The following is a 22,092-nucleotide window of genomic DNA, read 5'->3' as shown; positions in this document are numbered from 1 at the left end:
CCGCGATGGGTATTATGCCCAAGTCGACCATGCTGGCGATCAGACGTTGAAAGGTTTCAAATGCAGATGGGCTCCGTGCCGGATGATCTACACAAGGCGCTCACTGCCTGCGCAAAAGGGGACAAAAATGCATTGCGTGCGATTTTCGATCGCGAGGCAGGCCGGCTGATTGCAGTGGCAGAGCGCATCGTCAAGCGCAGGGAACTGGCGGAAGAGGTGGTGCAGGAGAGCTTCGTGCGCATCTGGACCCATGCGCACCAATACCGGGCAGACCAGGGGTCAGCGCGCGGCTGGATTTACGCGATCGTCAGAAACCGGGCGCTTAATCTGCTGCGCGACAGCAGGCGTGAACTCCCCGTGGAGGATGTTGAAACGCTCCGCGATGGCGCGCAGGCAGATGAAGTGATGGCCGCATGGCAGAATCTCGATCGGAATTCACGACTTTATGAATGTCTCGGCGGTCTTGAGGAGACAAAGAGACAGGGCATCCTGATGGCCTACGTGGCCGGATATTCCCACGGCGAAATCGCTGGCCGGTTGCGCATTCCGCTTGGAACGACGAAGTCCTGGATCAGGCGCGGCCTTTCGGCGCTTCGGGAGTGCATGGCATGATGATGGCGCGCAAAGATATTCCCGCCATCGCCGATGACTATGTATTGGGCTTGCTGGAGACCTCCGAAGCCAAGGCTGTTGAAGCAGCAATGGAATCAGATGGCGAATTGCGTGCGGCAATCGCGGCCAGCCGTGAGCGTTTTCTGCCGCTCGATACTGCCGTCGAGCCGGCAGCCATCAAGGGCGAATTGTGGAGCAACATCGAATCCCGCCTGCCGCTCCAGTCGAAATCCGCATCCCTCAAGCTCAACCACACGGCAAACGACAACAGCACAAACCGCTGGCGCGCCGTTGCCGTGTCCGCCATTGCCGCAACCTTTGTGCTCGCCGCCGGCCTTACGTTTAGCCTGACACGGACAACGGAGCCGCTGGTGATCGCAGTCCTCGTCAACGAGACGGGTGAGGTTCAGGCCGTTGTTGAGGATTTTGGCAACGAAAGAGCAACCGTGCGGATGCTGGCCGATTTTGCAGTGCCTGGAGACAAGACGATACAGGTATGGACATTGCCCTCCAGGGAGGTTGGCCCGGTCTCGCTCGGCCTGATCGATGGCGTCCGTTCAGCGCGTCTCGACGGACCGGCTTTGCCGACCCCCAGAAGCGACCAGCTCTACGAGATCACGCTTGAACAGGCAGGCGGATCACCAACAGGAAGGCCAACCGGCCCGATTCTGGCAAAGGGCTTCGCCCGAATGCCGCGATAGATCGCCCAAAGGCAAAACCGATAAGATCGCGGCGAAATTTCCTTCGCCGCATTCTACTCGCCGGTTTCGGGAGCAGCAGCATCGTGATGTCCCGAAACCTGCCGCAAACAATCAGGCAATCTGCTTATCAGGCGCCAAATGCGCCATCGATCGTGTGCATCGCGCCCGTCACAAAACCGGCTTCAGGCCCGGAAAGCCAGGCCACCATGCCGGCCACTTCCTCTGGCCGTCCGTGGCGCTTGAGTGCCATGAAGCTGTGCATCAGGTCTTTCATCGGCCCGTTTTCCGGGTTCGCGTCGGTGTCGATCGGGCCGGGCTGCACAACGTTGATGGTGATGCCGCGCGGCCCGAAGTCGCGTGCCAAACCGCGCGCCAGCCCCTGCAAGGCCGATTTGGAAACGGCGTAAGAGGCCATGCCCGGCACCGGCATCCGGTCTCCATTGACCGAGCCGATAACGATGATCCTGCCACCGTCAGGCATCTGCCGCGCCGCCTCCACAGAGGCGTGATAGGGCGTCTGGATGTTGATCTGAAACAGACGGTCGATGGCATCAGGGTCCTGCTCGAGAGCATCGCCAAAAATGGCGATCCCGGAGTTCACGATCAATATGTCCAGTGGACCACTGGCACGCACGACGCGGATGACTTCGTCGCGGTTAGCACTGTCCGCCCGTATGGCAGTGCTGCCCGTCGCCTTCGCCAGCTCTTCCGCCGCACCTTGGGATGCGCCATAGGTGAACGTTACCTTTGCACCTTCGTCTGCAAACCGCCGCACGATGGCTGCGCCTATGCCTCGGCTGCCGCCAAGAACCAGAACGGATTTTCCTTGAAACACGAGCACTCTCCATGACCTTGAAAATTAATTTAATGATCGATACATAAATACGAAGCAGCTCACTCGTCAAGATATTATGTAATGACCGATACAAAAAACATTCGCTCCCGCGGCCGTCCGCGCCGTTTTGATCCTGATCAGGCTGTGGCCACGGCCAAGCAGCTGTTCCACGCGCGTGGCTTTGATGCTGTCGGCGTCGCGGAGATCACCTCGGTGTTAGGCATCAACCCGCCAAGCTTTTATGCCGCCTTCGGTAGCAAGATGGGCCTCTACAAGCGGGTTCTTGATCTCTACGCCGGCACGGAAGCAATACCTCTTGCCGATATCCTGCGGCCGGATCGTCCGGTTGGCGAGTGCCTTGCCGCGTTGCTGGAAGATGCAGCAAGGCGCTATGCCGCTCATTCCGCAGCCCCTGGTTGCCTCGTTCTGGAAGGCACGCGCTGCGGCGATGGAGAGGCGCGTGCCGCAGCCAGCGTTTTTCACACGGCGGCAGAGGGCGTTATCCGCTCATATATCGCCGTGCGTTATCCGGAGAAGGCAGAGCGCCTTGCGGATTTCGTGAGTTCAACCATGGTCGGCCTCTCCGCCATGGCGCGGATTGGGCGTGACGTGGAGCGGCTCCTGAGTATTGCGCGCGTTGCGGGGGGAGCGGTGAAGCAGGAGCTTTCCGAGGCTTGAACCTCAGAGCAGTCTCAATACTTCTTATTAGTGTAGGAAGCTGGCAGGTTTCGAAAACCCGGCTCATTCTCACCAGAGATCGATCAGGCCACCTGATGCTCCGTGCACGGGGTCGGTCGTCGGCTTTGGCAAAGACTTTATCTGTGCAAGCATCGCACTGGTTGGTGCAGACGTCTGAACATCGGCCTCCTGGCCGGGTGGATAAGCGCCGACAACCTGAAAATGGGCAGAGGATTTCAGCTTCATGTGGCCCGTACCGGCTGGCAAAACCAGACAGTCACCTTGCGTAACGTGCAAGGTTTGCCCATCCGGCCCGCCAATCTGCAACGTCGCTTCACCGCCCCCCACGCCCAGAACTTCATGCGCGCCGCTGTGGTAATGGTGATAGGCAAACACACCATTGCGCCAGATGCCGCGCCATCCGTTTCGTGCGAACAGTGCCTCGAAAGCAGCGGAATCGAATGGCGAGCCGACGTGTCGATAGATGATGACAGGGAAGGTCTGGTTGTTGGGAACCTGATCGCCTGGATTTAAAGTGATTTTTTCAACTTTCATGTGAATGCTCCTGGCCATCTGGTCGGGCCTGCCAAACCGTGTCTGGTTTGCTGCGCAGCCAGTGCTGGCGACCAGCCAATCTTCGTCCGCACTTCGGCGGAACTGGAGTGGCACCGGCAGATTTCCGCCACCGACACTCCTTCATCACCCTGCTTCAGAATGAACGTCTTCTGTGCGTCCGAAAACTGCGATGCTTTCATCGTCTTCCGTTCCTTTCCCAGCCAGGAAAATGCACCGGAACACTCTAACCAAAAACGGTCCAGTATGAAGGGTTCAGATCAACAGAGTGCCGTGTCCGTATCGAGGGGACCGGGAGGCGAAGGGCCGAAGGCGGTTCCTCTCGCCATAATCGACGCTAATCGTGCTAAACGTCAGCGCCCTCTCTCCTATCACGCCACCTGTCTTGCTGACACCATCATCATATCGATATGAATATGCTCGAACGGGCAACTTAATGCACCGCGCTCGTCCTTCTCAATCAGTCCCAGCTCGACTAGCACCGCAGCATCTTCATGGACGCGCTTGACGTCCCGGTTCAGTCTGCGCGCAAGCTCTCGCACGCCAACCGTTCCACTTCCCAGAAGGACGTTCAGTAGTTCCCAACGGCGCTCGGTGAGACGCGAAAAGAATGTGCCGGGTGTCTCAAAGTTTAGCGTTTCACCCTGATACTCACCGCTTTCGAGGCCAATAGCAGCGCGCTTACCTGCTACGCGTAATGCCGATTTCCAGTCGGCGTTTGTCGTGATGGTCAAAGTTCTCATGACTGCCTCCGTTTTTCGACCTCAAATAAAAAGTCCTCAATCAGTTGGTGGATTGTTGTGAACCGGTAAGGAAACTCATGGCCGTCCAGATGTATGTGATCGCCTTTACCCCGCTCATTGTCGAAGCCCACAACCCTAATGCCGTTCTGGGCATAGACCATGCGATATTTGAACCCATGTTCGGTTGGGGGAACAGGCGTTGGAACTTTCCAAATAACGAACTGGATAATGCTGCCGTCGGCACCAACACTTTTGTGTTCTGTGATCGTGAGCGCCTTCTTGTTGTCTATAATGCCAACATCTTACGGTGTTGTCAATCTCGCCAACACTTGATTAATGAGCAAATCCCGCCGCAGCGACGAGACGTTGCGGCGGCCGACGGCTATTTTGCTCAGCCGCCTCGGAGAACTGCTTCAGGTCGCCTTCGGTCTGACCACCCTATTCAGCATTATCGAGCACGTCTGCCGCCTCGTCGTCGCTGTGGTCATGGCTGTTTCCTGGTCGTGTGAGAGTGCGGTTACCGCAGAACGGATGACAGGAACTCGCGGGTCCGATCTTCCTTTGGTGCGCCGAAGATTTCTTCTGGCGTTCCTTGCTCACAAATACGCCCTTTGTCGAAGAAGCAGACCCGGTCCGACACTTCCCGAGCGAAACGCATCTCGTGGGTAACAAGTAACATGGTCAAATCGTGCTCGTGGGCCAGGCCACGGATGACGGAAAGCACTTCGCCGACCAGCTGGGGGTCTAAGGCGGAGGTTGGTTCGTCAAAAAGCAGGACACGCGGGCGCATGGCAAGAGAGCGGGCAATGGCGACACGCTGCTGCTGGCCGCCAGAAAGCTGCACTGGATAGTGATCCTTCTTGTCGGCCAGGCCGACCATCTTCAAGAGTTCGATTGCCCGTGTTTCTGCCTCCGGCCGGGCAATGCCCAGTACACGCACCGGCGCCTCCACGATGTTGCGCAGCACCGTCATATGAGGGAAGAGGTTGAAGCTCTGAAAAACCATGCCGACGTGGTTACGGATCTGGCGCAGGTGTTTTTCCGAGGCTTGGAAGGGGCCTTTGCCGCCGGCCTGATGGTAGGAAATGTCCGCCAGCGTCAGCTTTCCCTCCTGGAACGGTTCCAGCGTCATGAGAATGCGCAGAACCGTCGACTTACCGGAGCCGGAAGGACCGATAAGAGTGACTTTTTCACCTTTTGCCACGCTGAAATTGAACTGGTCGAGGACCGTCAAAATGCCGAACCGCTTTGTGACATCGGAAAATTCGATCAGCGGTTGATTGGTATTGTTTGTCATCGCAAGGGTATTCCTGCTTTTGGAAGCGCCCTTTGCAGGCGGCTGAGGCCTGCTGAGCAGATTATGGTCAGAAGAAGGAAGATCAGGCCGACAAGCGTCAGCGGCACCAGATATTCGAAGGTGCGCTCGCCGATCATGTTTGCCAGCCCCATCATCTCTAGAACCGTGACGACGGAAAGCACCGGCGTTTCCTTGATCATGGCGACAAGATAGTTGCCCATGGCCGGAACTATGCGCGGGATCGCCTGCGGGATGATGATATCCCGATACGTCTGCATGCGCGTCAGATTAAGCGCAGTCGCGGCTTCCCACTGGCCATGATGCACCGCCTCCATGCCGCCGCGATAGACCTCAGAAGTATAGGCGGCATATTGAAGGCCGAGCGCCAGTGCACCGGTGAGAAACGCCGGCAGAACGATGCCGAATTCCGGAAGAACGTAATAGAGGAAGAAAAGCTGCACCAGAAGCGGAGTGTCGCGAAGGAATTCGACAACAACTGCGGTCGGCCAGGAAATCAATTTCACCCGACTGCGGCGCAGCAGCGCAAAAACCAGCCCCAGAATAAGCGCGATGGCAAAGCCGGCGGCGGCTGCTTTCAGCGTTACCGTCAGGCCGATCAAAATGATGGGCAGGATCGAGGTCGTGTAGGTGATCCAGGTGGTCGTGTCCCATTCGTAACCATACATCATGACTGAATATCCTTACGAATGGCGAGTGCGCGGAAAGACATTGCCGCGCCGCACGACATGTTCGATCACCCGGATGATGGCCATCAGGATCAGCGACATCGCGAAATAACAGAGGAGTGTGATCGAATAGATGCTGGTGCTATCCAGCGTCAGGTTGCGGATCGACTGTGCCGCGAAGGTGAGGTCGGCAATCGAGATCAGCGATACGAGTGAGGAAAGCTTCAGCGTTTCGATGGCCAGATTGCCGAAGGACGGCATCATCTCGACGATCGCCTGCGGCAAGGAAATGCGAAACAGCGTCTGCATCCGCGTGAAGTTCAGCGCTCGTGCGGCTTCCAGCTGCTGCACCGAAACGGAAGATAACGCGCCGCGAACGATCTCGGCGCCATACCCACCCGCATGGGCGGCGAGCACCATGACGCCGGTGGTGACCGGATCGAAACTCAGACCGACGAGCGGCAGAGCGTAATAGAACCAGAAAAGCTGGACCAGCAGCGAGGTGCCGCGAAACACCTCCGTGTAGCACAATGCGACAGTCGAGAGGATTGGTCCACCCTCGACGCGAAGAATGCCGAAGAAAAAGGCGAGTACCGTGCCGACAACAAGGGCTGCGAGCGTAATCGTCATGGTGACGACGGCGCCTTGCCACAACATCGGCAGGTAGGCGGTCATGTCCATCTGGCGTGTTCCCGAATTCATGGTAATCGGCGCCCGGTAATCCCCGGGCGCCGGCTGGCGTCATTTTCCGGCGCAGAGATCGGCAACCTTCTTTTCGGCCGCTGCCGCGATACTCTGTTCGGAGAGGCCGTATTTTGCGAGGATTTTCTTGTAGTCGTCGGTCTTGCGGAATTCGACGAGCGCGGCGTTGAAGGCGTCACGCAATTCTTTGTCCTCCGGCCGGAAAGCGAAACCGCCGTAGTTGCGCACAGGCGCATCCTTCACGACAGGATCAACGAAGGGCTTCACCTGCTCGACATTGGCCTGGCCCTTGGCCAGTTCTGACACTGTCAGTTCCGTGGCGGCATAGGCATCGGCGCGGCTCTGGACAGTGGGGATGGCATCTGCATTGGCCGGGATGAAGACGATCTGATCTTCCTTGACGCCGACGGCGCGCAGGAAGTCTACATTGTTGGCGCCAGATACGACGGCGACCTTCAATGCAGGATCCTTGGCAATATCGGCATAGGTGGTCAGCTTTTTAGGATTTCCTTTCTTCACCAGCAGGCCTTCGCCATAGGACGAGTTCGGTTCGGTGAAGGCCACCTGCTTGCAGCGCTCGGGCGAAATGTTCTGTTCGGCGGCTGCGAAATCGAAGCGACGCGCCTTCAGCCCGGGGATCAGCGTGCCGAATGGGGTCACCGTCCAGTTGACCTCTTCGATGCCCATCGATTTCAGAACTGCATTCGCGACATCGGGGCCGATGCCGGCAGAGGTGCCGTCGGGCTGCATGTATGAATAGGGCACTTCATTGGCAGTCGCTGCGCGAATGTAGCCTTGCTTCTTCACCTCCTGGAGGGTGAGTGCGCTGACCGCTGTCACGCTGATGGAAAGAGCAAGGGCGGAAAGCCCGGCGAGTTTTGTCATATTCATGTTCTAACTCCTCTGGTTGGGTTGCGTGGTCCGTTTTCGGATCTCACTTCATTCTTCGGACTAGGTATTCTCCGTGACCGTGGCGATGACGGAAAGGCAGTCGCCGGCCTTGATGAGGCCGGGAACGTGGCGCGCTGCGAGCACGCCACTGATAGAGGCGCGGTATTCGACCGGCGCAAGACCGGTTTTTCCAACAGGGTAGACCCTAGCGATGGTTTCACCTGCCGTGACCGTGTCTCCGAGATCGCGGACGAAGACGACGAGCCCGTCATCTTCGGCAAAGGTGAAGCAATCGTTGGAGGGCATATCCAGCCAGCGGCTCGGCGTCGGCACCGCGGCGCCGGTCAGGATGCCTGCATGGCGCAGCAGGTTGATGGTACCTTTGCGGGCGATGTCGATCGATTTTGCACTGGCCGTGCCCGCGCCGCCAAGCTCGGTGGTGACAAAGACCCTTCCCAGTTCCTCGGCCGTCGTGTCCAGCATGCCGACGGCGTCAATCTCCAGCATCTTCATCGAATAGGGGGCAGCAAAAGCTGCCACCGCCTCAAAGCACCGGGCTTCCTGTATCTTGTCGGGTAATTCGTGAGCGGCAGCGTAAGGCAGGAAATCAAGCGTCCTGCCGCCTGAATGAAAATCAAGAACGATATCCGCAAGCGGTAACAGATGGCGGGTCACGTAATCGGCGATCTTCTCCGTCACGGAACCGTCCGGACGACCGGGAAAGCTGCGATTGAGGTTCCCGCGGTCGATCGGCGAGGTGCGTGTTCCCGCGCGAAAGGCCGGATAGTTGAGTGCTGGCACGATGATGATACGCCCGCTGACGTCATCTGGATCGAGTGTGTGGGCAAGTTCGAAAAGTGCGGCCGGCCCCTCATATTCGTCGCCGTGATTGGCGCCGGTCAAAAGGGCTGTCGGCCCCTCGCCGTTGGCGATCACGCATATCGGGATCATTACCGACCCCCATGCACTGTCATCGCGGCTGTATGGTAGCCGCAGATGACCGTGCTGCACGCCTTTCTTGTCAAAATCGACCGACGACGTGATAGGTGAGGGGCGTAGCGCGGTGCTTAACATCTCTCAGCCTTTCACGAACAGTTGCCGCGGCACATTGGAGAGGCATTCGACACCCGTTTCGGTAATGGCGATACTCTCGGTGATTTCGAGCCCCATGTCGTCTAGCCACAAACCGGTCATGAAATGGAACGTCATACCGGGCTTCAGCTCCGTGCGGTCGCCGGGGCGCAGGCTCATGGTGCGCTCGCCCCAGTCCGGCGGATAAGAGAGGCCGATGGGATAACCGGTTCGGTTGTCCTTGATGATCCCGTATTTTTTCAGCACCGCGAAAAACCCATTGGCGATATCTTCGCAGGTATTGCCGGGTTTGGCAGCCGCAAGACCGGCCTCCATGCCCTCAAGCGTGGCCTTCTCCGCATCAAGGAACGCCTTCGTCGGCTTGCCGAGAAAGACAGTGCGAGAGAGCGGGCAATGATAACGGCGATAAGCGCCGGCGATTTCAAAGAAGGTGCCTTCGCCCAAGCGCATCGGCTTGTCGTCCCATGTCAGATGCGGCGCAGAAGCATCGGCACCCGACGGGAGCAACGGTACGATCGCGGGATAATCCCCGCCGAATTCCGCGGTGCCACGAATGCCGGCATCGTAGATCTCGGCGACGAGATCGCATTTGCGCATGCCCGGCTCGACTACGTCAACGATACGTTTGTGCATCAGCTCGACGATCTTGCCAGCCTTGCGAATATAGTCGAGTTCGGTCGGGCTTTTGACCGCGCGCTGCCAGTTTACAAGACCGGCGGCATCCTTGAAGCGGGCGTTCGGCAGATGTTTCTGCAAGGATGCAAAGGCAGCAGCCGAGAAATAATAATTGTCCATCTCGACGCCGATCGACAGGCCTGACCAGCCCCGGTCATCGACGATCTTCGACAACAGATCCATCGGATGCCGTTCGGTCGATTGAACGTAGTGGTCAGGATAACCGATGATGTTGTCCTGGGCGAGGTAGGCGGTGCGCTTGGCGCCATTGGCATCCTGCTTGCGGCCATACCAGATCGGCTCGCCGAGCGGCGGCACCAGCACGCATTGGTGGACATAGAAGGACCAGCCGTCATAGCCTGTCAGCCAATGCATGTTGGATGGGTCGGTGACGACAAGCAGGTCGATGCCTGCCTTTTCCATGGCGTCGCGGGTTTTGGACAGGCGCGCGGCATATTCCTCGCGCGTAAAGTTCAGCGTTACGCTCACGCTGCGTCTCCCATTTTCACACTGTTTTCGATGATTTGGCCGCTGCCGCCGTCTTTTGCGCGGGTAAACGCGAGATTGGCGATGGCGGTGTCCTGCACTCCGGTGCCGGTCAGATCGGCAAAGGTGATGTCGTCCCTCGATACGCGACCGCGTGCCTTGCCAGCGATGACAGCACCGAGCTCGGTGAATTCTTGATCCAGCGTTACAGGCCCCGCGGCGATAGCGTGGTGCAATTCACCGAGGATTCGGGTCTGCGAAAGCCGGTCTGCGATATAGCGCGCCCTGGAAAATACGGCCGGATCGATCTCGTTCTTGTGTTCGGCATCCGATCCCATGGCCGTCAGATGCTGGCCTTCTTCAAGCCAGCCGGCAAACAGGATCGGCTTTTCGGCTGGCGTCGTGGTCACGACGATGTCGGCGCCCCGGACAGCGGTCTGCGGATCGGCCGCGGCGATGACCTCGATACCGTGTTGGCGGGCCAGATCGCCTGCGAGCACCTCGGCCTTTTGATGGTCACGAGCCCAGATGCGTGCGGATTGAATGGGTCGCACCAGTTTCAGCGCATCGAACTGCAGACGGGCTTGCATGCCCGCTCCGAAAATTGCTGCAACGGAAGCATCTTCGCGGGCGAGATGCCGTGCTGCGACCGCCCCGGCTGCGGCGGTACGCACATCTGTGAGGTAGCCGTTATCGAGAAGAAGGGCCTCCACCAGTCCGGTCCTTGCGCTGAAGAGGATCATCAGCCCGTTGAGGCTCGGCAGACCGAGTTTGGGATTGTCGAAGAAGCCGGGGCTGACCTTGATGGCGAAACCGTCAAAACCCGGCACATAAGCCGTCTTTACATCCACCTCGCCACGAAACTCTGGTATATCGAGCCGCAAGATCGGCGGCATGGCGACCGCTTCCGTTGCGAGCGCTGCAAAGGCCTGCTCCACGCACTCGACTGCCGACAGGTCGAGCTTCACGACAGCGCGCAGTTCTTTTTCGGTTAGGATGGTGATTTGGCTCATGCGGCAGGCCCTTCGATGATCGTCTTGTGAACCGCCGGATCGATATTTCCACCCGACACGATGATCGCGGTTGGGCCGGTGATGTCCACCTTACCGAAGAGGATCGCCGCGAAACCGACTGCGCCGGCACCCTCGACCGTCAGACCTTCTTCATGCGTCGCATGGCGGATGCCGGCTGCGATCTCTTCCTCGGATACCAGCACGATCTCGTCGAGAAGAGATTGGCAGAGCGCAAATGTGATCCGGTTTTTCAATCCAATCCCCCCTCCCAGCGAATCCGCCAGCGTTTCTTCTTCCTGGATGGTGACGGGTCGCCCGGCAGTGACTGACGCATGCATGGCCGCGCCCCGCTGCATGGAAACGCCGATGACACGTGCCTCCGGCTTCAGCGCCTTCACCGCAACGGCGATACCGCCCGCAAGGCCACCGCCCGATAGAGGAACGAGAATTGTCGCCAGTTCAGGCATGTTTTCGACGGCCTCGAGGCCGATAGTGCCCTGGCCGGCCACGACGTCGGCGTGATCGAAAGGCGGGATAGCGGTCAGGCCTCTGCTTTTGGTCAGGCGCTCCACTTCCTCCTGCGCATCATCCTGTGATCTGCCGACAATCCGGATTTCCGCGCCGAGCGCGCGGATCGCCTCCACCTTGTTTGCCGGCACCAGCGCCGACATGCAGATTGTGGCGGGGATGCCGAGTTTGTCTGCGGCATAGGCCACCGCCCGGCCATGATTGCCCGTCGAGGCGGTGACGAGGCCACGCTGGCGCGTCGTATCGTCTAGCGAGAGAATGGCGTTCATCGCGCCGCGCAGTTTGAAGGCGCCGATGGGCTGAAGGGTTTCAAGTTTGAGATGAATGGGATGACCACAGCGCTCAGAGAGAAAGTCCGAGCGAACCAGCGGTGTGCGCTCCACCTGTCCCGCAAGCCGCGCCGCCGCTCGCTTTATTGCGGCCAGTGAGACTGGAAGCAAGTTGTCGGCGGCGGATATGGACAGGTTTTCGCTCTTCATGATTGTCATGTTGAGAGCGAAATAAAATCATGTCAATTATTATATTGTAATGATTCAATGATTTTCGGATGGCAGCCTCAGCCGATTGACCCGATATCGTAGACCGGCGGCAGTTGCTCGAATGTCTGCCGCACGGTGGTCAAAGCCCTGGCGAGGCTTGCATGATTGAGGCGGCCGCCGAGGCATATGCGAATGCCGCCGCCATGGCTAGGACCGGCAATAAATGGTTCTGACGGGGTTACCGCGACGTTCTGGTTCGTGAGCGCGCGCACCAGGCCGTCCTCCGTCCAGCGCTGCGGAACCTTCAGCCAGGCGCAGAGGGAGAGGGGGTGGGTCGACCCTATATGGTGGCCCAGTATGTCCATGGCGATTTTCTGCCGCGCACGGGCCTCGGTGCGCTGGACATCCAGCAGCAGCCGTGCCGTGCCGTTTTCGACCCAACGCGTAGCGATCTCGGCCGTGAGATATGTCCCGCTCCAGCTCGACACACGCAGGATGGAGGCGGCGCGGATGGAATAGGCGGGTGGCACGACGAGATAACCGACGCGCAGCCCTGTCAACACTGTCTTGGTGAAGCTGGTGACGAAGAAGCCCAGATCAGGCAGCATTTCGGTGATGGATGGCAGATCATCCTCGATCATCGGACGGTAGACCTCGTCCTCGATGACAAAAATGCCGTACCGCTCGGCAATTGCGGCGATGGCCTGCCTTCGCGCTGCGCCCGACACGTGCCCGGTCGGGTTGTTAAGCGTGGGAATGAGCACCAGAGCGCGGACACCTCCGGCTGCGCAGGCGGCCTCCAGCGCTTCGGGCAAAATGCCTTCTTCGTCGGTGGGTAAGCCCTTTAGGCTGAAGCCGAGGATATTAGACAGGCCGATAATGCCGTGGTCGGTCAGGTTTTCACAGAGCACCACGTCGTTGGAGCGGATAATGCAGCTCAGAGCGAGAAAAATGCCGTGCGCCGCGCCATTGGTGACAAGTATGCGTTCCGGGCCGGCTGTCACGCCCATCATCCCAAGCCATGTTCTGGCCGTTTCGCGATGGCTGTCGAGCCCCGCGACGGGCCGGCAGGGGCGCATGAAGCCAGAATTATCACCATCGGCCATCTCGCGAAGAATGGCGCGCGAGGCATTTTCATGGTCATCGAGATAGACGCCGCGAATGATGGATAGATCGAGCACCTCGGTTTGGCTGTGATCAAGCATCATGCGACCTGCCCGCTCCGTCACCCGCGTCTTCACGAAGGTTCCGCGGCCAATTTCACCGCTGAGATAACCAAGCCGCTCCGCCTCCTTGTAGGAAAGGCTGACCGTCTGGACAGAAAGGCCGAGTTCGCGGGCCAGATCGCGGTGTGTCGGCATGCGGTCCATCGGCTTCAGAACGCCGGCGTCGATATCAGCAATGATGCGTTCTGTCAGTGCGGAATGTTTCGTTTCGCCTTTCTGCTTAGCCAGCGTCGGTCGCCATGCCACCGGTCTCGTTGGGGAAACTGGATCTGGGCTGGGTGAATTGGCTTGACGACGCATGAAATTGTCTCGTTTTCGACGAAGGTAATTTCATGACATTATGCATGCTTCTATGAAAAGATGAAGCCTTATGCAGCGTAGACAGCAACTGCGCTGCAAAGAGGCGCAGTTGCTGTCGAAATGAGCAGCATTTGCGACGTTGAAAACTGAAGCTGCCGATCAGATTTTCTCGCCGGCCTGGACCAGATCATCCATGACACTGCGGACAGCGGCTTCAGCAATGGCGATGATCTCGTCGACCTCCTCCCGGGTCGTAACAAGCGGCGGTGCAAAGCCCAGAATATCGCCATGCGGCATGGCGCGTGCTATGAGACCGCCGTTGCGCGCCGCCTTGGAAACGCGTGCACCCACAGTGAGTTGAGGGGCAAAACGCGTCTTTTTTTCCCGGTCAGCCACGAATTCGATAGCGCCCATCAGTCCCACTCCGCGCACCTCGCCGACGATCGGAAGCTGGGCGAACTTCGCCTTCAGTTGTTCCTGGAAATAGCTGCCAACGGCTCGTGCATTGCCTGGCAGGTCTTCCTTTTCGACGATGTCGAGCACGGCGTTTGCAGCCGCCGCTCCGATAGGATGGCCGGAATAGGTGTAGCCGTGGGAGAAGGCGCCGACGCGATCCGCGCCTTCCTCCATCACCTTGTAGACTTTCTCCCCGACGATAGCGCCCGAAAGCGGGAAATAGGCCGAGGTCAGGCCTTTAGCGACGGTGATCAGATCTGGCTCGATGCCGTAATGCTGTGAACCAAACATCGAACCCGTGCGGCCGAAGCCGGTAATAACCTCATCGGCAATAAACAGGACATCGTATTTTTTGAGAACCTCCTGAATGGCCGGCCAGTAACCTTCCGGCGGCGGTGTGATACCGCCCGTTCCGAGCACCGGCTCGGCGATGAATGCACCAATCGTGTCCGGTCCTTCGCGCAGAATAAGCGCGTCCAGCTCTTCCGCGCGCCGCCTCGAAAATTCCAGCTCCGTCTCACCGGCTTCTGCGCCCCAATAGTGATGCGGAACGCCTGTATGCAGGATTCCGGCCCGTGGAAGGTCCATATGGTCGTGATAAAAACTCATGCCGGTCATTGAGCCGGAAACCACGCTGCAGCCGTGATATCCCCGTTCGCGGGAGATGATTTTCTTCTTTTGCGGTTTGCCGCGCAGATTGTTGTAATACCAGACGAGCTTGGCCTGTGTCTCGTTGGCGTCTGACCCTGACATGCCGTAGAAGACCTTGCTCATTTTGCCTGGTGCCATTCTGACGAGGCGATCGGAAAGGATGGCCAACTCATCCGTCGTGTGGGCGGCATAGGAATGATAATAGGCAAGGCGGTAGGCCTGACGTGAAATCGCCTCAGCCACCTCGGTACGTCCATAACCGACATTAACGCAATAAAGACCGGCGAAACCGTCGATCAACTGCTTGCCGTGCGCGTCCTGAATGCGGATGCCCTTGCCGGTTTCGACAATGGTGGGCTCGCCGAGTTTGCCGCTGGCAAAATCCTTGAGCTGCGTGAAAGGGTGCAAAACGGCGTTTCGATCCATTTCCGCAATATTCTTGACGTCGATTGTCATAGGCGAGTTCCTTTTCACGCAGCTAAGTTGCCGAAGCAGACATATTTGGGTTCGAGATATTCCATGAGACCATGACGCGAGCCCTCACGACCAAGGCCGGACTGTTTCCAGCCGCCGAAGGGAACGGGCGCGCCGGTAAATTTCGGCGTGTTGACGGCTACCATGCCATATTCCAGTTGATGCGTCAGACGCATCGCCCGGCCGAGATCGTTGGTGTAGAGATAGGCCGCAAGCCCCATCTCCGTCGAGTTGGCGCGTCGCACGACCTCCCGCTCGTCATCGAATGGCAAGATCGCGGCCACCGGACCGAAGGTCTCCTCCCGCGCGATCAGCATGTCGTCTGTGACATCGGCCAGCACGGTCGGGGTGACAAAATTGCCGCCGAGCGGACTGTCTTGCCCGCCGCAGATGAGCTGTGCACCGGCAGAGAGGGCCTGCGCGATTTGCTTGCGGCACTTTTCAGCGACGGAGGGGCGTGTCATCGGTCCTATATCGATGCCAGCCTCGAAACCGTGGCCGACCTTGAGTTCGGCACTTGCCTTGCCGAACTGACTGACGAAGCGGTCATAAATACCTCGCTGGACGTAAATCCGGTTGGCAGCGAGGCAGTCCTGCCCCGATGTTGCGAATTTCGCCCCGATGCAACCTTTTACGGCTTTGGAGACATCGGCGTCGTCGAACAGGATGAAGGGCGCGTGACCTCCAAGTTCCAGCGACGCTTTCTTGATGGTCGCCGCCGATTGCGCCAGCAAAATACGACCGATTTCAGTCGAGCCGGTAAAGGAAAATGCGCGCACATCGGTGTGTTGCAACAGGCGATGCGCAAGTGGTGCGGCGTGGCCAGTGATGACCTGGAATACGCCGGCGGGCATTTCAGCTTCCTCAGCGAGCTTTGCCAAAGCGAGCGCCGAGAGGGGTGTTTCAGGCGCCGGTTTGACGATCATTGTGCAGCCAGCGGCAAGCGCTGCGCCCGCTTTGCGGGTGATCATAGCAGAGGGAAAGTTCCACGGGGTGATGGCCACGGTGACGCCTAGCGGCTGCATCTGGACCGAGAGACGACTGTCGGGCAAATGGCTCGGTATCGTCTCGCCGTAGGCGCGCTCGCCTTCGCCGGCAAACCAATCAAGGAAATTGGCAGCGTAAGCAATTTCACCAAGCGATTCCGAGAGTGGTTTGCCCTGTTCGGCCGTCATTATGACGGCGAGATCATGCGCGTTGTTGCGCATCAACTTGCCCCATTCACGCAAGATCTGCCCCCGTTCGGTTGGAAGCTTGTCGCGCCATTCTAGAAAGGCATTTTTCGCGGTACTGACGGCATCATCCGCATCCTCAAGCGAACATGCCGCCACACCGATGAGATCTTCTCCGGTCGCCGGATCAATGACACTGAGCGTTTCATCGCGAGCAGCCCAACTGCCATGGAGAAAAGCGCGTCGCTCGATCAAATCGGGCCGCCGCAGGTTTTTTAATGCAGTGCTTGCAATACTTCTCATATGGAGCTCCCGGTAGATTTACAGGGAGACTAATCAAGCGCATTGAGCGGTTGACTGCGTTAATTATATCGTTCAAGCCGGAATTTCGCTTATTTTAGGTTCCGTACGCAGGATTTGTGCATGAATACTCTCGATAGAGCGGACAAGGCGTTGCTTGAGGCCGTTCAAAAAAACAATCGCCTTACGTCGGAAGAGCTGGCGCAACTCGTCAATCTTTCACCGACCGCATGCCAGCGGCGCCTCAAACGTCTGCGCGAAGATGGCGTCATCGAAGCAGATGTCGCCATCGTGTCGCCGAAGGCGGTTGGGCGAGGCATTACCATGATCGTGCTCGTTTCACTGGAGCGCGAACGCGCCGATATTGTCGATCGCTTCAAGGCGGCCATCCGCGCGACCCGGGAAGTGATGATCGGATATTATGTGACGGGAGACGCCGACTTCATTCTGGTCATCACCGCCAAGGACATGGAGGACTATGAGGCGTTTACCCGGCGGTTCTTTTACGAAAACCACGATATCAAGGGCTTCAAGACCATGGTCGTCATGGACCGGGTAAAGGCTGGTTTTTCCTTTCCGATCGAGGTTTGACGACTTGCGGTTCACAGATATCGCCACCAGATGTCCGGGGTGGTTGAAAAATGCTGATGACTGTTTCCTGAGACCTCTCTACCCATCCAGACCTCGCGGCTAAACGTTCGCCATTTTGAGTCTACGGATTTCGACGCCTATGCAACCTATCCCAGGCGCGGCGACGTCTATCGTGTCCTGTACGCCTCGCGGAAAAATTGACCCTGGTTGGGACAGGTTAACACGCTGATCAATTTGCCGTTTCTTCGGCGTGGCGGGGGTCAGCCTCTCGCGCCATGTTGGGGTCAAATCCCACGCTGAAACACATTTCAGGTTGTTAAAGAGCGTAGCCGCTTGACCGCAACGGAGCGGCTTTCCTCGCTGGCGGAGGATATGTGCGATGGCTATCAACAAGGTTTCAGTGCCGGTCTCAACAATCTGGCCAGCGTGGCCGGGCGAACCATGGTGCTGGAGCGAACGATGAAGGTGCAGCGAAACATCGTCTGGAAAGGCTGGATGAACAAAGAGGCGCTGCCACGATGGCGGGGCCCTGACGGCTTTTCCCGCCGCATGAAGAGCATTGACCGGCGGACCGGCGGCGCATGGGTCTTTGACATGATCGGCCCTGGCGGAACAGTCTTTCCGAACCATCATCGTTATATCGAGGTCCGGTCCGAAGAGAGGATCGCCTATACGCTGCTATGGGGCGAAAACGGGCCAAAACATGCCGATGCGTGGGCCTGAAAATCAGGATGGCACGACGAAAGTTGTGCTGGGCATGGTGTTCAGCGCGGAAGCCGAGTTCCAGCGAGCGAAGGGTTTCGGTGCCGTGGAACTGGGTCTGCAAACGTTGGGCAGGCTGGAGCGCTTTGACTCATCAGCAGCGATCCTATCGCCTTGAGAAAGTTGTTCCGCGCTGTACACAGCAACTGGACCCGTTTGAGCCGCGCCAGGGAAGCTCGATAAAATCATCAGAACCAGTGCGGGTGGCGGAGATCGTGGGAAAGCCACACGAACGCCAAAGCGAGCGGCTGCAATCAGCGGCGAGTTCCTTGATAAGGAAACGGCTTCCATCGGCTCAACGGGTTTTTGTCAACTGTGTATAGGGGAGCAAGTTTGCTGCGGCAGACAGCCTTTTTCTGTCGGTGATGGCATTCCAACGATGTAAACGGGAAACAAGTGCTCGGGATCGTTTTGAGGGCGGGCTGATTTCGGCGGTGCGGGATTGTTGAAAGCCTTGGCTCCTGCATCCGGTTTGGAGAAGCCAATTGCCGCCACCGGAGTCGTTGTCCTGCTTATTTCTCATCGGTGCATTCTAGGAGTTTGCTTCGGCCGGATCCAAAAAAGTTGCGGAATGGTCACACCCTTTCTTTCGACAGAAGGTTTTCCATAAATTGCAACCGCTAAAGTTGTTGCGATGACGTGTCGGGATGTTATCTCTGCGTCAGGTTGAATCATTGAGGGGACGAGGGATGAAAAAGTTGGGGGCGATTTTGCTGATGGCTCTTTTGAGCGCATGTGCAAAGCCATCTGACGGACCGACCGCAGGCAATATCCGGTCTGCGACTTTACCGCGAACCAACGAGAAAATCCCCGTCATCGAGCTGGCTAACGCATCGGCAGCCACGGTTTCCGCCGCAAGTACACAGAACGCCTCCGGGCCCGGCCTTACCGCGCTTCGCAACACCGGTTACAACGCTCAGAGGTTGCGGCGCGGCGACGTTATCGACATTACCGTGCTGGATACGGGAGAAGACGGACTTTTCTCCCCGACACAGAGCAAGACGCTTAATCTTGGCCGCTTTACAGTGGATCAGAGCGGCTCGGTGAATATTCCCTTTGTTGGCAAACAGAGGGTTGTTGATTCCACACCGGAAGGGCTGCAATCGCAGGTCGTTGCCGGCCTCAAGGGGTCGGCCGTGAATCCGCAGGCCGTCGTTACTGTCGTTGATAAGCCGACGAGCGCCGTCATGCTCAGCGGCGCGGTGAAAAATCCCGGAAAGATCGTGCTCACCGCCCGGCAGGAGCGGGTGCTCGATGCGCTCAATCAAGCAGGTGGCCCTACTGTCGCTGCGGGCGCGGCCACGGTCACCGTCGTTCGCGGCTCGCAAAGGGCCAGCGTGCCTCTTGACCGCGTCATGCGGGAAGACCGTCAGAACATCCGCCTGTCACCGGATGATCAGATCATGATCGATGGCGACGCGGCGAGCTACACCGCACTCGGTGCCTTCAAGAGTGCCGGTGAATTCCAGTTTGAAGCCGGAAAGCTGACCCTTGCGCAGGCCGTCGGCCGCGCCGGTGGCTTGCTGGATGACCGCGCAGACGCGCGCAATGTCTATGTCTTCCGCAATGAGATTGTTCAGGTTCCAGCCGCAAGGATACCGGGCGCGAAAGGTCCGGTCGCTACGGCCACGACCATGCGGCCTGTGATATATCACGTCAACATGCGCGACGCTTCCAGCATCGCACTCATGCAGCTCTTCCAGATGCAGAAGGGTGATGTGCTCTATGCCAGCAACGCGCCGCTGGTGGATTCGGCCAAGCTGCTGACCGTGTTCCAGAAGAGTGTGCCGACTGCGGCGGCGCCGCTTCCCGGCGGCGGCAACTGACCAATGAGGCGTTACAGAAGCTGTAAAGCTTCCATTGCCGATTGTGGGCGCAAAGCGGGATCATAATGGCAACAGGCGTCCGCAAGATCTGCGAGGCATTGCGGTGATTGTGCCTTATCCGTCTCGATTAGCCGCCTGGCGAGCCGTCCCACGGCATATATATCCTGATCCGGCTTTGCAGGTGCGCCTTGCATCTGTTCCGGCGGCGAAAATTCAGTTGAGGCAGCAAAGCGCAGGCCCTGTCCGGCGTGTTTACGACCAATCTGCAGGGCGATGCCGAAGTCGCCCAGTCTTGCCGTTTCGAACTTACCATCCGACAGCAGAATATTGGCGGGCGTGACGTCGCAGTGCACATATCCAAATGCATGCACTGCACTCAGCGCTTGCAGCACGCGGCGAAGGATCACGATCGCCTCCGAGGCGGCAATCGGTTGCGCAGATATGATCGATGCCAGTGAGTGCGCAAACCACGGCTGCAACAGACCCGGCCGACCATCGGATAACCGCAAAAGGGCGGACGTTTCCACAAGGCAGGGATGGCGCAGCGCGAGCCCGATCTCGGCCTCGTCCCATAAACGGTGCAGCAAAACGGTGTCGTCCCTGCGGGCAGGCGGCACGGTTTTAAGCGCGTGCAGCGAGCCGAGATCGCGGTGGCGCAATTGGAGCAAAAGTGTCGTCTCGCTCTGGTAAGCTGTGAAATTCACGGCAAAGCTGTCCGCAATCCAGTCCGGTTTTTCGCCAGAAATATCTGGTAATTTTCGATCCAGCGCATTTCGGATCTGGTCGATCAGGTCTTGCTGCTCCTGATAGCTTCTTTGCCGCGTGCCCTCATGGCGGATGCTTCGCCAAAGGTCGGAAAAGCGTGCGGCTACCTCCGGATAGGCAAGTTCATTGTTCACGCCGGTTTCCAATCACAATAGCGCTTATATTCTCGCGGGCGTTTTCGATGAGAGCTTCCTGGACCAGGGCATTGGCGCAATCCTTGACCGGGGTGTTGAAGACGATCTCGGCGATGGCGCGGTCCCGGAGGATCTGCACCAGCGGGTAACTGCACAGCAGGACCCTGTCCTGCAAACCCCACTCCTCGAAAACGATGTCCGGCCGGAACTGCTGGGAAAGCCCGACACATTGCGAGAGTTGCTTTTTCATGCCGACAACGACGTGATCGCGCGAAAGCTGGTGCATGGTGCCGTTTTTCAGGAGATAGGCGCGCGCATCACCAGACCACAGGACGCTCAGCCTGCGCGAGATGATCGAAGCTATGACGACGCTGGCCATCGGCCTGACATCGGCACCGGTCGTCTGGCGGGAGAGGAGCAGGCTGTTGATTGTGCCAAGCCTTCCCCTGATCTGTTGCGCCATCATCTCCGGGTTTTCGGCATCTGGCGTTTCCGCAAGAATATTCGTGGCGAGACGGGCGGCCTCTGCAGCGCTGTGCGAATTACCTTGTCCATCCGCTATGGCGAAGAGGGAAGGTGTCTGGGAAACGAAAAGAGCGTCCGCATTCAGGGAAAGCCGCGTTCCAGGGTGTGTGGCATAGCTGTAGGTCACAGATGACGGCTGTTTCGCTGCCGGCGCAGGCGCTGGCGCCACGGGCGGCATTTGCTGTTTTGTTTCCTCCTGCGCCGTTGCTGGAATTGGCGCTGGCGTTGAACGGTCCTCGCCGCCTTTGCCCGGCATGTCGCTAAAGAGACGCAGGAAATCGGAGGCTTTGGGTTTGCCGTCAAATTTGAGGCCGCGGGCACGACGGCTGATGGGATCGATATACCACCAGAGGCTCGTCGGCATACGGTCGCGCACCATTTCCGGCACATCCTCCTCTTCCCGCGATTTTGGCAGACGTAGTTTTTTGATCGAAGTAATAAACCGCGAGATGTCGAAATCGCGGGTCATCGATGTCTCCGCCAGCGCCTCCGCGGCCATGAACCAGGTGTCGTCGAGATAGAGGCTTCGTGGATGTTCGCGGAAGCCATTGAGCTGCGCGATGATGGCGAGCGGATATTTGCGTCCCACCCGGTCCGCACTCGGCACCAGTACACCGACATAGGCGCAGTTTCCCCATATGCCGCGCTCAATGATGAAGCGTATGGGTGGCGACGAAGAGAATATTTCGGGCCATCGGCCCGTAAACATATCCGCACCGGCGTGCATGCCGGATCGCATCCAGCCGTCAAAGGTACCGATCAATTCCCGCTCGAGCCCATCGGAGATGAAATCGCCATGACTTGGGACCTTGCCGAAGAAACCGATGCGATCGCTTTCCGTCGCCGTTTGCGTGGACCTTGATGCCTGATCGGCCATCAGTTGCGATGACCCGCTGTCGGTGTCGTGCCTGCCTTCATT

General features: G+C 58.4%; 22 protein-coding genes and 1 pseudogene. 6 read left to right on the top strand and 17 right to left on the bottom strand.

Features of this window, described 5'->3' with window-relative positions; genetic code table 11:
* The first annotated feature begins 66 nt into the window (after window positions 1-66).
* Together GH784_RS22980 and GH784_RS22975 are read left to right on the top strand one after the other, a co-directional pair.
* Window positions 67-612 (top strand): sigma-70 family RNA polymerase sigma factor, encoded by a 546-nt coding sequence (locus GH784_RS22980; RefSeq protein WP_153793858.1) that lies wholly within the window; start codon window positions 67-69, stop codon window positions 610-612.
* Window positions 609-1,313, top strand: a complete 705-nt coding sequence (locus tag GH784_RS22975; protein WP_153793841.1) for an anti-sigma factor — start codon at window positions 609-611, stop codon at window positions 1,311-1,313. The genes GH784_RS22980 and GH784_RS22975 overlap by 4 nt, the downstream gene beginning before the upstream one ends.
* A 127-nt stretch (window positions 1,314-1,440) precedes the next feature.
* Here the strand turns inward: GH784_RS22975 and bdcA are convergent, their stop codons facing one another.
* Entirely contained in the window at window positions 1,441-2,148 is a 708-nt protein-coding gene (gene bdcA, locus GH784_RS22970) for an SDR family oxidoreductase (protein WP_323131492.1), read from the bottom strand.
* 81 nt (window positions 2,149-2,229) lie between these two features.
* Between bdcA and GH784_RS22965 the strand changes: the two genes are divergently transcribed.
* Window positions 2,230-2,826, top strand: coding sequence for a TetR/AcrR family transcriptional regulator (locus GH784_RS22965; protein WP_153793840.1), 597 nt, complete (start codon window positions 2,230-2,232; stop codon window positions 2,824-2,826).
* A 69-nt stretch (window positions 2,827-2,895) separates the two neighbouring features.
* On the opposite strand, the gene GH784_RS22960 is transcribed toward GH784_RS22965, so the two are convergent.
* The 14 genes from GH784_RS22960 to GH784_RS22890 all read right to left on the bottom strand — a co-directional run bounded on the left by GH784_RS22960 (window position 2,896) and on the right by GH784_RS22890 (window position 16,573).
* On the bottom strand, window positions 2,896-3,381 hold the full coding sequence (locus GH784_RS22960) for a cupin (protein WP_153793839.1): 486 nt from the start codon (window positions 3,379-3,381) through the stop codon (window positions 2,896-2,898).
* Between the two features lie 389 nt (window positions 3,382-3,770).
* Window positions 3,771-4,142, bottom strand: a complete 372-nt coding sequence (locus tag GH784_RS22950; RefSeq protein ID WP_013761014.1) for an HVO_A0114 family putative DNA-binding protein — start codon at window positions 4,140-4,142, stop codon at window positions 3,771-3,773.
* On the bottom strand, window positions 4,139-4,357 hold the full coding sequence (locus GH784_RS27495) for a toxin-antitoxin system TumE family protein (protein WP_245260845.1): 219 nt from the start codon (window positions 4,355-4,357) through the stop codon (window positions 4,139-4,141). The genes GH784_RS22950 and GH784_RS27495 overlap by 4 nt, the downstream gene beginning before the upstream one ends.
* 302 nt (window positions 4,358-4,659) lie before the next feature.
* Complete coding sequence (ehuA, locus tag GH784_RS22940) at window positions 4,660-5,439, bottom strand: ectoine/hydroxyectoine ABC transporter ATP-binding protein EhuA (protein WP_013761013.1); 780 nt, start codon at window positions 5,437-5,439, stop codon at window positions 4,660-4,662.
* The gene (ehuD, locus tag GH784_RS22935; RefSeq protein WP_004431448.1) at window positions 5,436-6,128 is read right to left on the bottom strand and encodes an ectoine/hydroxyectoine ABC transporter permease subunit EhuD; all 693 of its coding nucleotides are present in this window, start codon (window positions 6,126-6,128) and stop codon (window positions 5,436-5,438) included. The genes ehuA and ehuD overlap by 4 nt, the downstream gene beginning before the upstream one ends.
* 12 nt (window positions 6,129-6,140) lie before the next feature.
* Window positions 6,141-6,806, bottom strand: a complete 666-nt coding sequence (gene ehuC / locus GH784_RS22930) for an ectoine/hydroxyectoine ABC transporter permease subunit EhuC (RefSeq protein WP_019566767.1) — start codon at window positions 6,804-6,806, stop codon at window positions 6,141-6,143.
* 60 nt (window positions 6,807-6,866) lie between these two features.
* Complete coding sequence (ehuB, locus tag GH784_RS22925; RefSeq protein ID WP_153793837.1) at window positions 6,867-7,718, bottom strand: ectoine/hydroxyectoine ABC transporter substrate-binding protein EhuB; 852 nt, start codon at window positions 7,716-7,718, stop codon at window positions 6,867-6,869.
* 60 nt (window positions 7,719-7,778) lie between these two features.
* Entirely contained in the window at window positions 7,779-8,792 is a 1,014-nt protein-coding gene (gene doeB / locus GH784_RS22920) for a N(2)-acetyl-L-2,4-diaminobutanoate deacetylase DoeB (protein ID WP_112153613.1), read from the bottom strand.
* A 3-nt stretch (window positions 8,793-8,795) separates the two neighbouring features.
* The gene (doeA, locus tag GH784_RS22915; RefSeq protein WP_323131491.1) at window positions 8,796-9,974 is read right to left on the bottom strand and encodes an ectoine hydrolase DoeA; all 1,179 of its coding nucleotides are present in this window, start codon (window positions 9,972-9,974) and stop codon (window positions 8,796-8,798) included.
* A complete protein-coding gene (gene eutC / locus GH784_RS22910; RefSeq protein ID WP_112424678.1) occupies window positions 9,971-10,984 on the bottom strand; it encodes an ectoine utilization protein EutC in 1,014 nt (337 codons plus the stop codon). Before eutC ends, doeA begins: the two co-directional genes overlap by 4 nt.
* Complete coding sequence (eutB, locus tag GH784_RS22905; RefSeq protein ID WP_194842997.1) at window positions 10,981-12,000, bottom strand: hydroxyectoine utilization dehydratase EutB; 1,020 nt, start codon at window positions 11,998-12,000, stop codon at window positions 10,981-10,983. Before eutB ends, eutC begins: the two co-directional genes overlap by 4 nt.
* A gap of 68 nt (window positions 12,001-12,068) precedes the next feature.
* Window positions 12,069-13,517, bottom strand: coding sequence for a MocR-like ectoine utilization transcription factor EhuR (ehuR, locus tag GH784_RS22900; RefSeq protein ID WP_153793836.1), 1,449 nt, complete (start codon window positions 13,515-13,517; stop codon window positions 12,069-12,071).
* Window positions 13,518-13,676: 159 nt separating this feature from the next.
* Complete coding sequence (locus GH784_RS22895; RefSeq protein WP_153793835.1) at window positions 13,677-15,080, bottom strand: aspartate aminotransferase family protein; 1,404 nt, start codon at window positions 15,078-15,080, stop codon at window positions 13,677-13,679.
* Between the two features lie 14 nt (window positions 15,081-15,094).
* Window positions 15,095-16,573, bottom strand: a complete 1,479-nt coding sequence (locus tag GH784_RS22890) for an NAD-dependent succinate-semialdehyde dehydrogenase (RefSeq protein ID WP_112675476.1) — start codon at window positions 16,571-16,573, stop codon at window positions 15,095-15,097.
* Between the two features lie 120 nt (window positions 16,574-16,693).
* Here GH784_RS22890 and GH784_RS22885 point away from each other — a divergent pair, with 120 nt between their 5' ends.
* From GH784_RS22885 to GH784_RS22875, 3 genes and pseudogenes are all read left to right on the top strand, one after another.
* Window positions 16,694-17,161, top strand: coding sequence for an Lrp/AsnC family transcriptional regulator (locus GH784_RS22885; RefSeq protein ID WP_019566776.1), 468 nt, complete (start codon window positions 16,694-16,696; stop codon window positions 17,159-17,161).
* Between the two features lie 306 nt (window positions 17,162-17,467).
* Window positions 17,468-18,041 (top strand): annotated as a pseudogene (locus GH784_RS22880) (SRPBCC domain-containing protein); the annotation flags it as partial.
* A 571-nt stretch (window positions 18,042-18,612) separates the two neighbouring features.
* On the top strand, window positions 18,613-19,749 hold the full coding sequence (locus GH784_RS22875; RefSeq protein ID WP_153793834.1) for a polysaccharide biosynthesis/export family protein: 1,137 nt from the start codon (window positions 18,613-18,615) through the stop codon (window positions 19,747-19,749).
* 11 nt (window positions 19,750-19,760) lie between these two features.
* On the opposite strand, the gene GH784_RS22870 is transcribed toward GH784_RS22875, so the two are convergent.
* Both GH784_RS22870 and tagF read right to left on the bottom strand, forming a co-directional pair.
* Complete coding sequence (locus tag GH784_RS22870) at window positions 19,761-20,648, bottom strand: protein kinase domain-containing protein (RefSeq protein ID WP_322919403.1); 888 nt, start codon at window positions 20,646-20,648, stop codon at window positions 19,761-19,763.
* Window positions 20,638-22,050, bottom strand: coding sequence for a type VI secretion system-associated protein TagF (gene tagF, locus GH784_RS22865; protein ID WP_153793833.1), 1,413 nt, complete (start codon window positions 22,048-22,050; stop codon window positions 20,638-20,640). The genes GH784_RS22870 and tagF overlap by 11 nt, the downstream gene beginning before the upstream one ends.
* Window positions 22,051-22,092: the final 42 nt, after the last annotated feature.

The sequence above is a fragment of the Agrobacterium tumefaciens genome (genome assembly GCF_009649785.1).
Lineage (GTDB): Bacteria > Pseudomonadota > Alphaproteobacteria > Rhizobiales > Rhizobiaceae > Agrobacterium > Agrobacterium tumefaciens.
Note: the sequence above shows the minus strand (reverse complement) of the source record. Positions and strands in the feature narration are given on the sequence as shown.

Excerpts from the sequence above, each read along its gene's own strand:
- tagF (WP_153793833.1), bottom strand. The coding sequence starts at position 22,050 with ATGGCCGATCAGGCATCAAGGTCCACGCAAACGGCGACGGAAAGCGAT.
- GH784_RS22895 (WP_153793835.1), bottom strand. The coding sequence starts at position 15,080 with ATGACAATCGACGTCAAGAATATTGCGGAAATGGATCGAAACGCCGTT.
- ehuA (WP_013761013.1), bottom strand. The coding sequence starts at position 5,439 with ATGACAAACAATACCAATCAACCGCTGATCGAATTTTCCGATGTCACA.
- GH784_RS22885 (WP_019566776.1), top strand. The coding sequence starts at position 16,694 with ATGAATACTCTCGATAGAGCGGACAAGGCGTTGCTTGAGGCCGTTCAA.
- eutB (WP_194842997.1), bottom strand. The coding sequence starts at position 12,000 with ATGACAATCATGAAGAGCGAAAACCTGTCCATATCCGCCGCCGACAAC.
- ehuC (WP_019566767.1), bottom strand. The coding sequence starts at position 6,806 with ATGGACATGACCGCCTACCTGCCGATGTTGTGGCAAGGCGCCGTCGTC.
- GH784_RS22875 (WP_153793834.1), top strand. The coding sequence starts at position 18,613 with ATGAAAAAGTTGGGGGCGATTTTGCTGATGGCTCTTTTGAGCGCATGT.
- ehuR (WP_153793836.1), bottom strand. The coding sequence starts at position 13,517 with ATGCGTCGTCAAGCCAATTCACCCAGCCCAGATCCAGTTTCCCCAACG.
- GH784_RS22975 (WP_153793841.1), top strand. The coding sequence starts at position 609 with ATGATGATGGCGCGCAAAGATATTCCCGCCATCGCCGATGACTATGTA.
- GH784_RS22960 (WP_153793839.1), bottom strand. The coding sequence starts at position 3,381 with ATGAAAGTTGAAAAAATCACTTTAAATCCAGGCGATCAGGTTCCCAAC.
- ehuB (WP_153793837.1), bottom strand. The coding sequence starts at position 7,718 with ATGAATATGACAAAACTCGCCGGGCTTTCCGCCCTTGCTCTTTCCATC.
- GH784_RS22890 (WP_112675476.1), bottom strand. The coding sequence starts at position 16,573 with ATGAGAAGTATTGCAAGCACTGCATTAAAAAACCTGCGGCGGCCCGAT.
- ehuD (WP_004431448.1), bottom strand. The coding sequence starts at position 6,128 with ATGATGTATGGTTACGAATGGGACACGACCACCTGGATCACCTACACG.
- GH784_RS22980 (WP_153793858.1), top strand. The coding sequence starts at position 67 with ATGGGCTCCGTGCCGGATGATCTACACAAGGCGCTCACTGCCTGCGCA.
- GH784_RS22950 (WP_013761014.1), bottom strand. The coding sequence starts at position 4,142 with ATGAGAACTTTGACCATCACGACAAACGCCGACTGGAAATCGGCATTA.
- eutC (WP_112424678.1), bottom strand. The coding sequence starts at position 10,984 with ATGAGCCAAATCACCATCCTAACCGAAAAAGAACTGCGCGCTGTCGTG.
- GH784_RS22965 (WP_153793840.1), top strand. The coding sequence starts at position 2,230 with ATGACCGATACAAAAAACATTCGCTCCCGCGGCCGTCCGCGCCGTTTT.
- doeB (WP_112153613.1), bottom strand. The coding sequence starts at position 8,792 with ATGTTAAGCACCGCGCTACGCCCCTCACCTATCACGTCGTCGGTCGAT.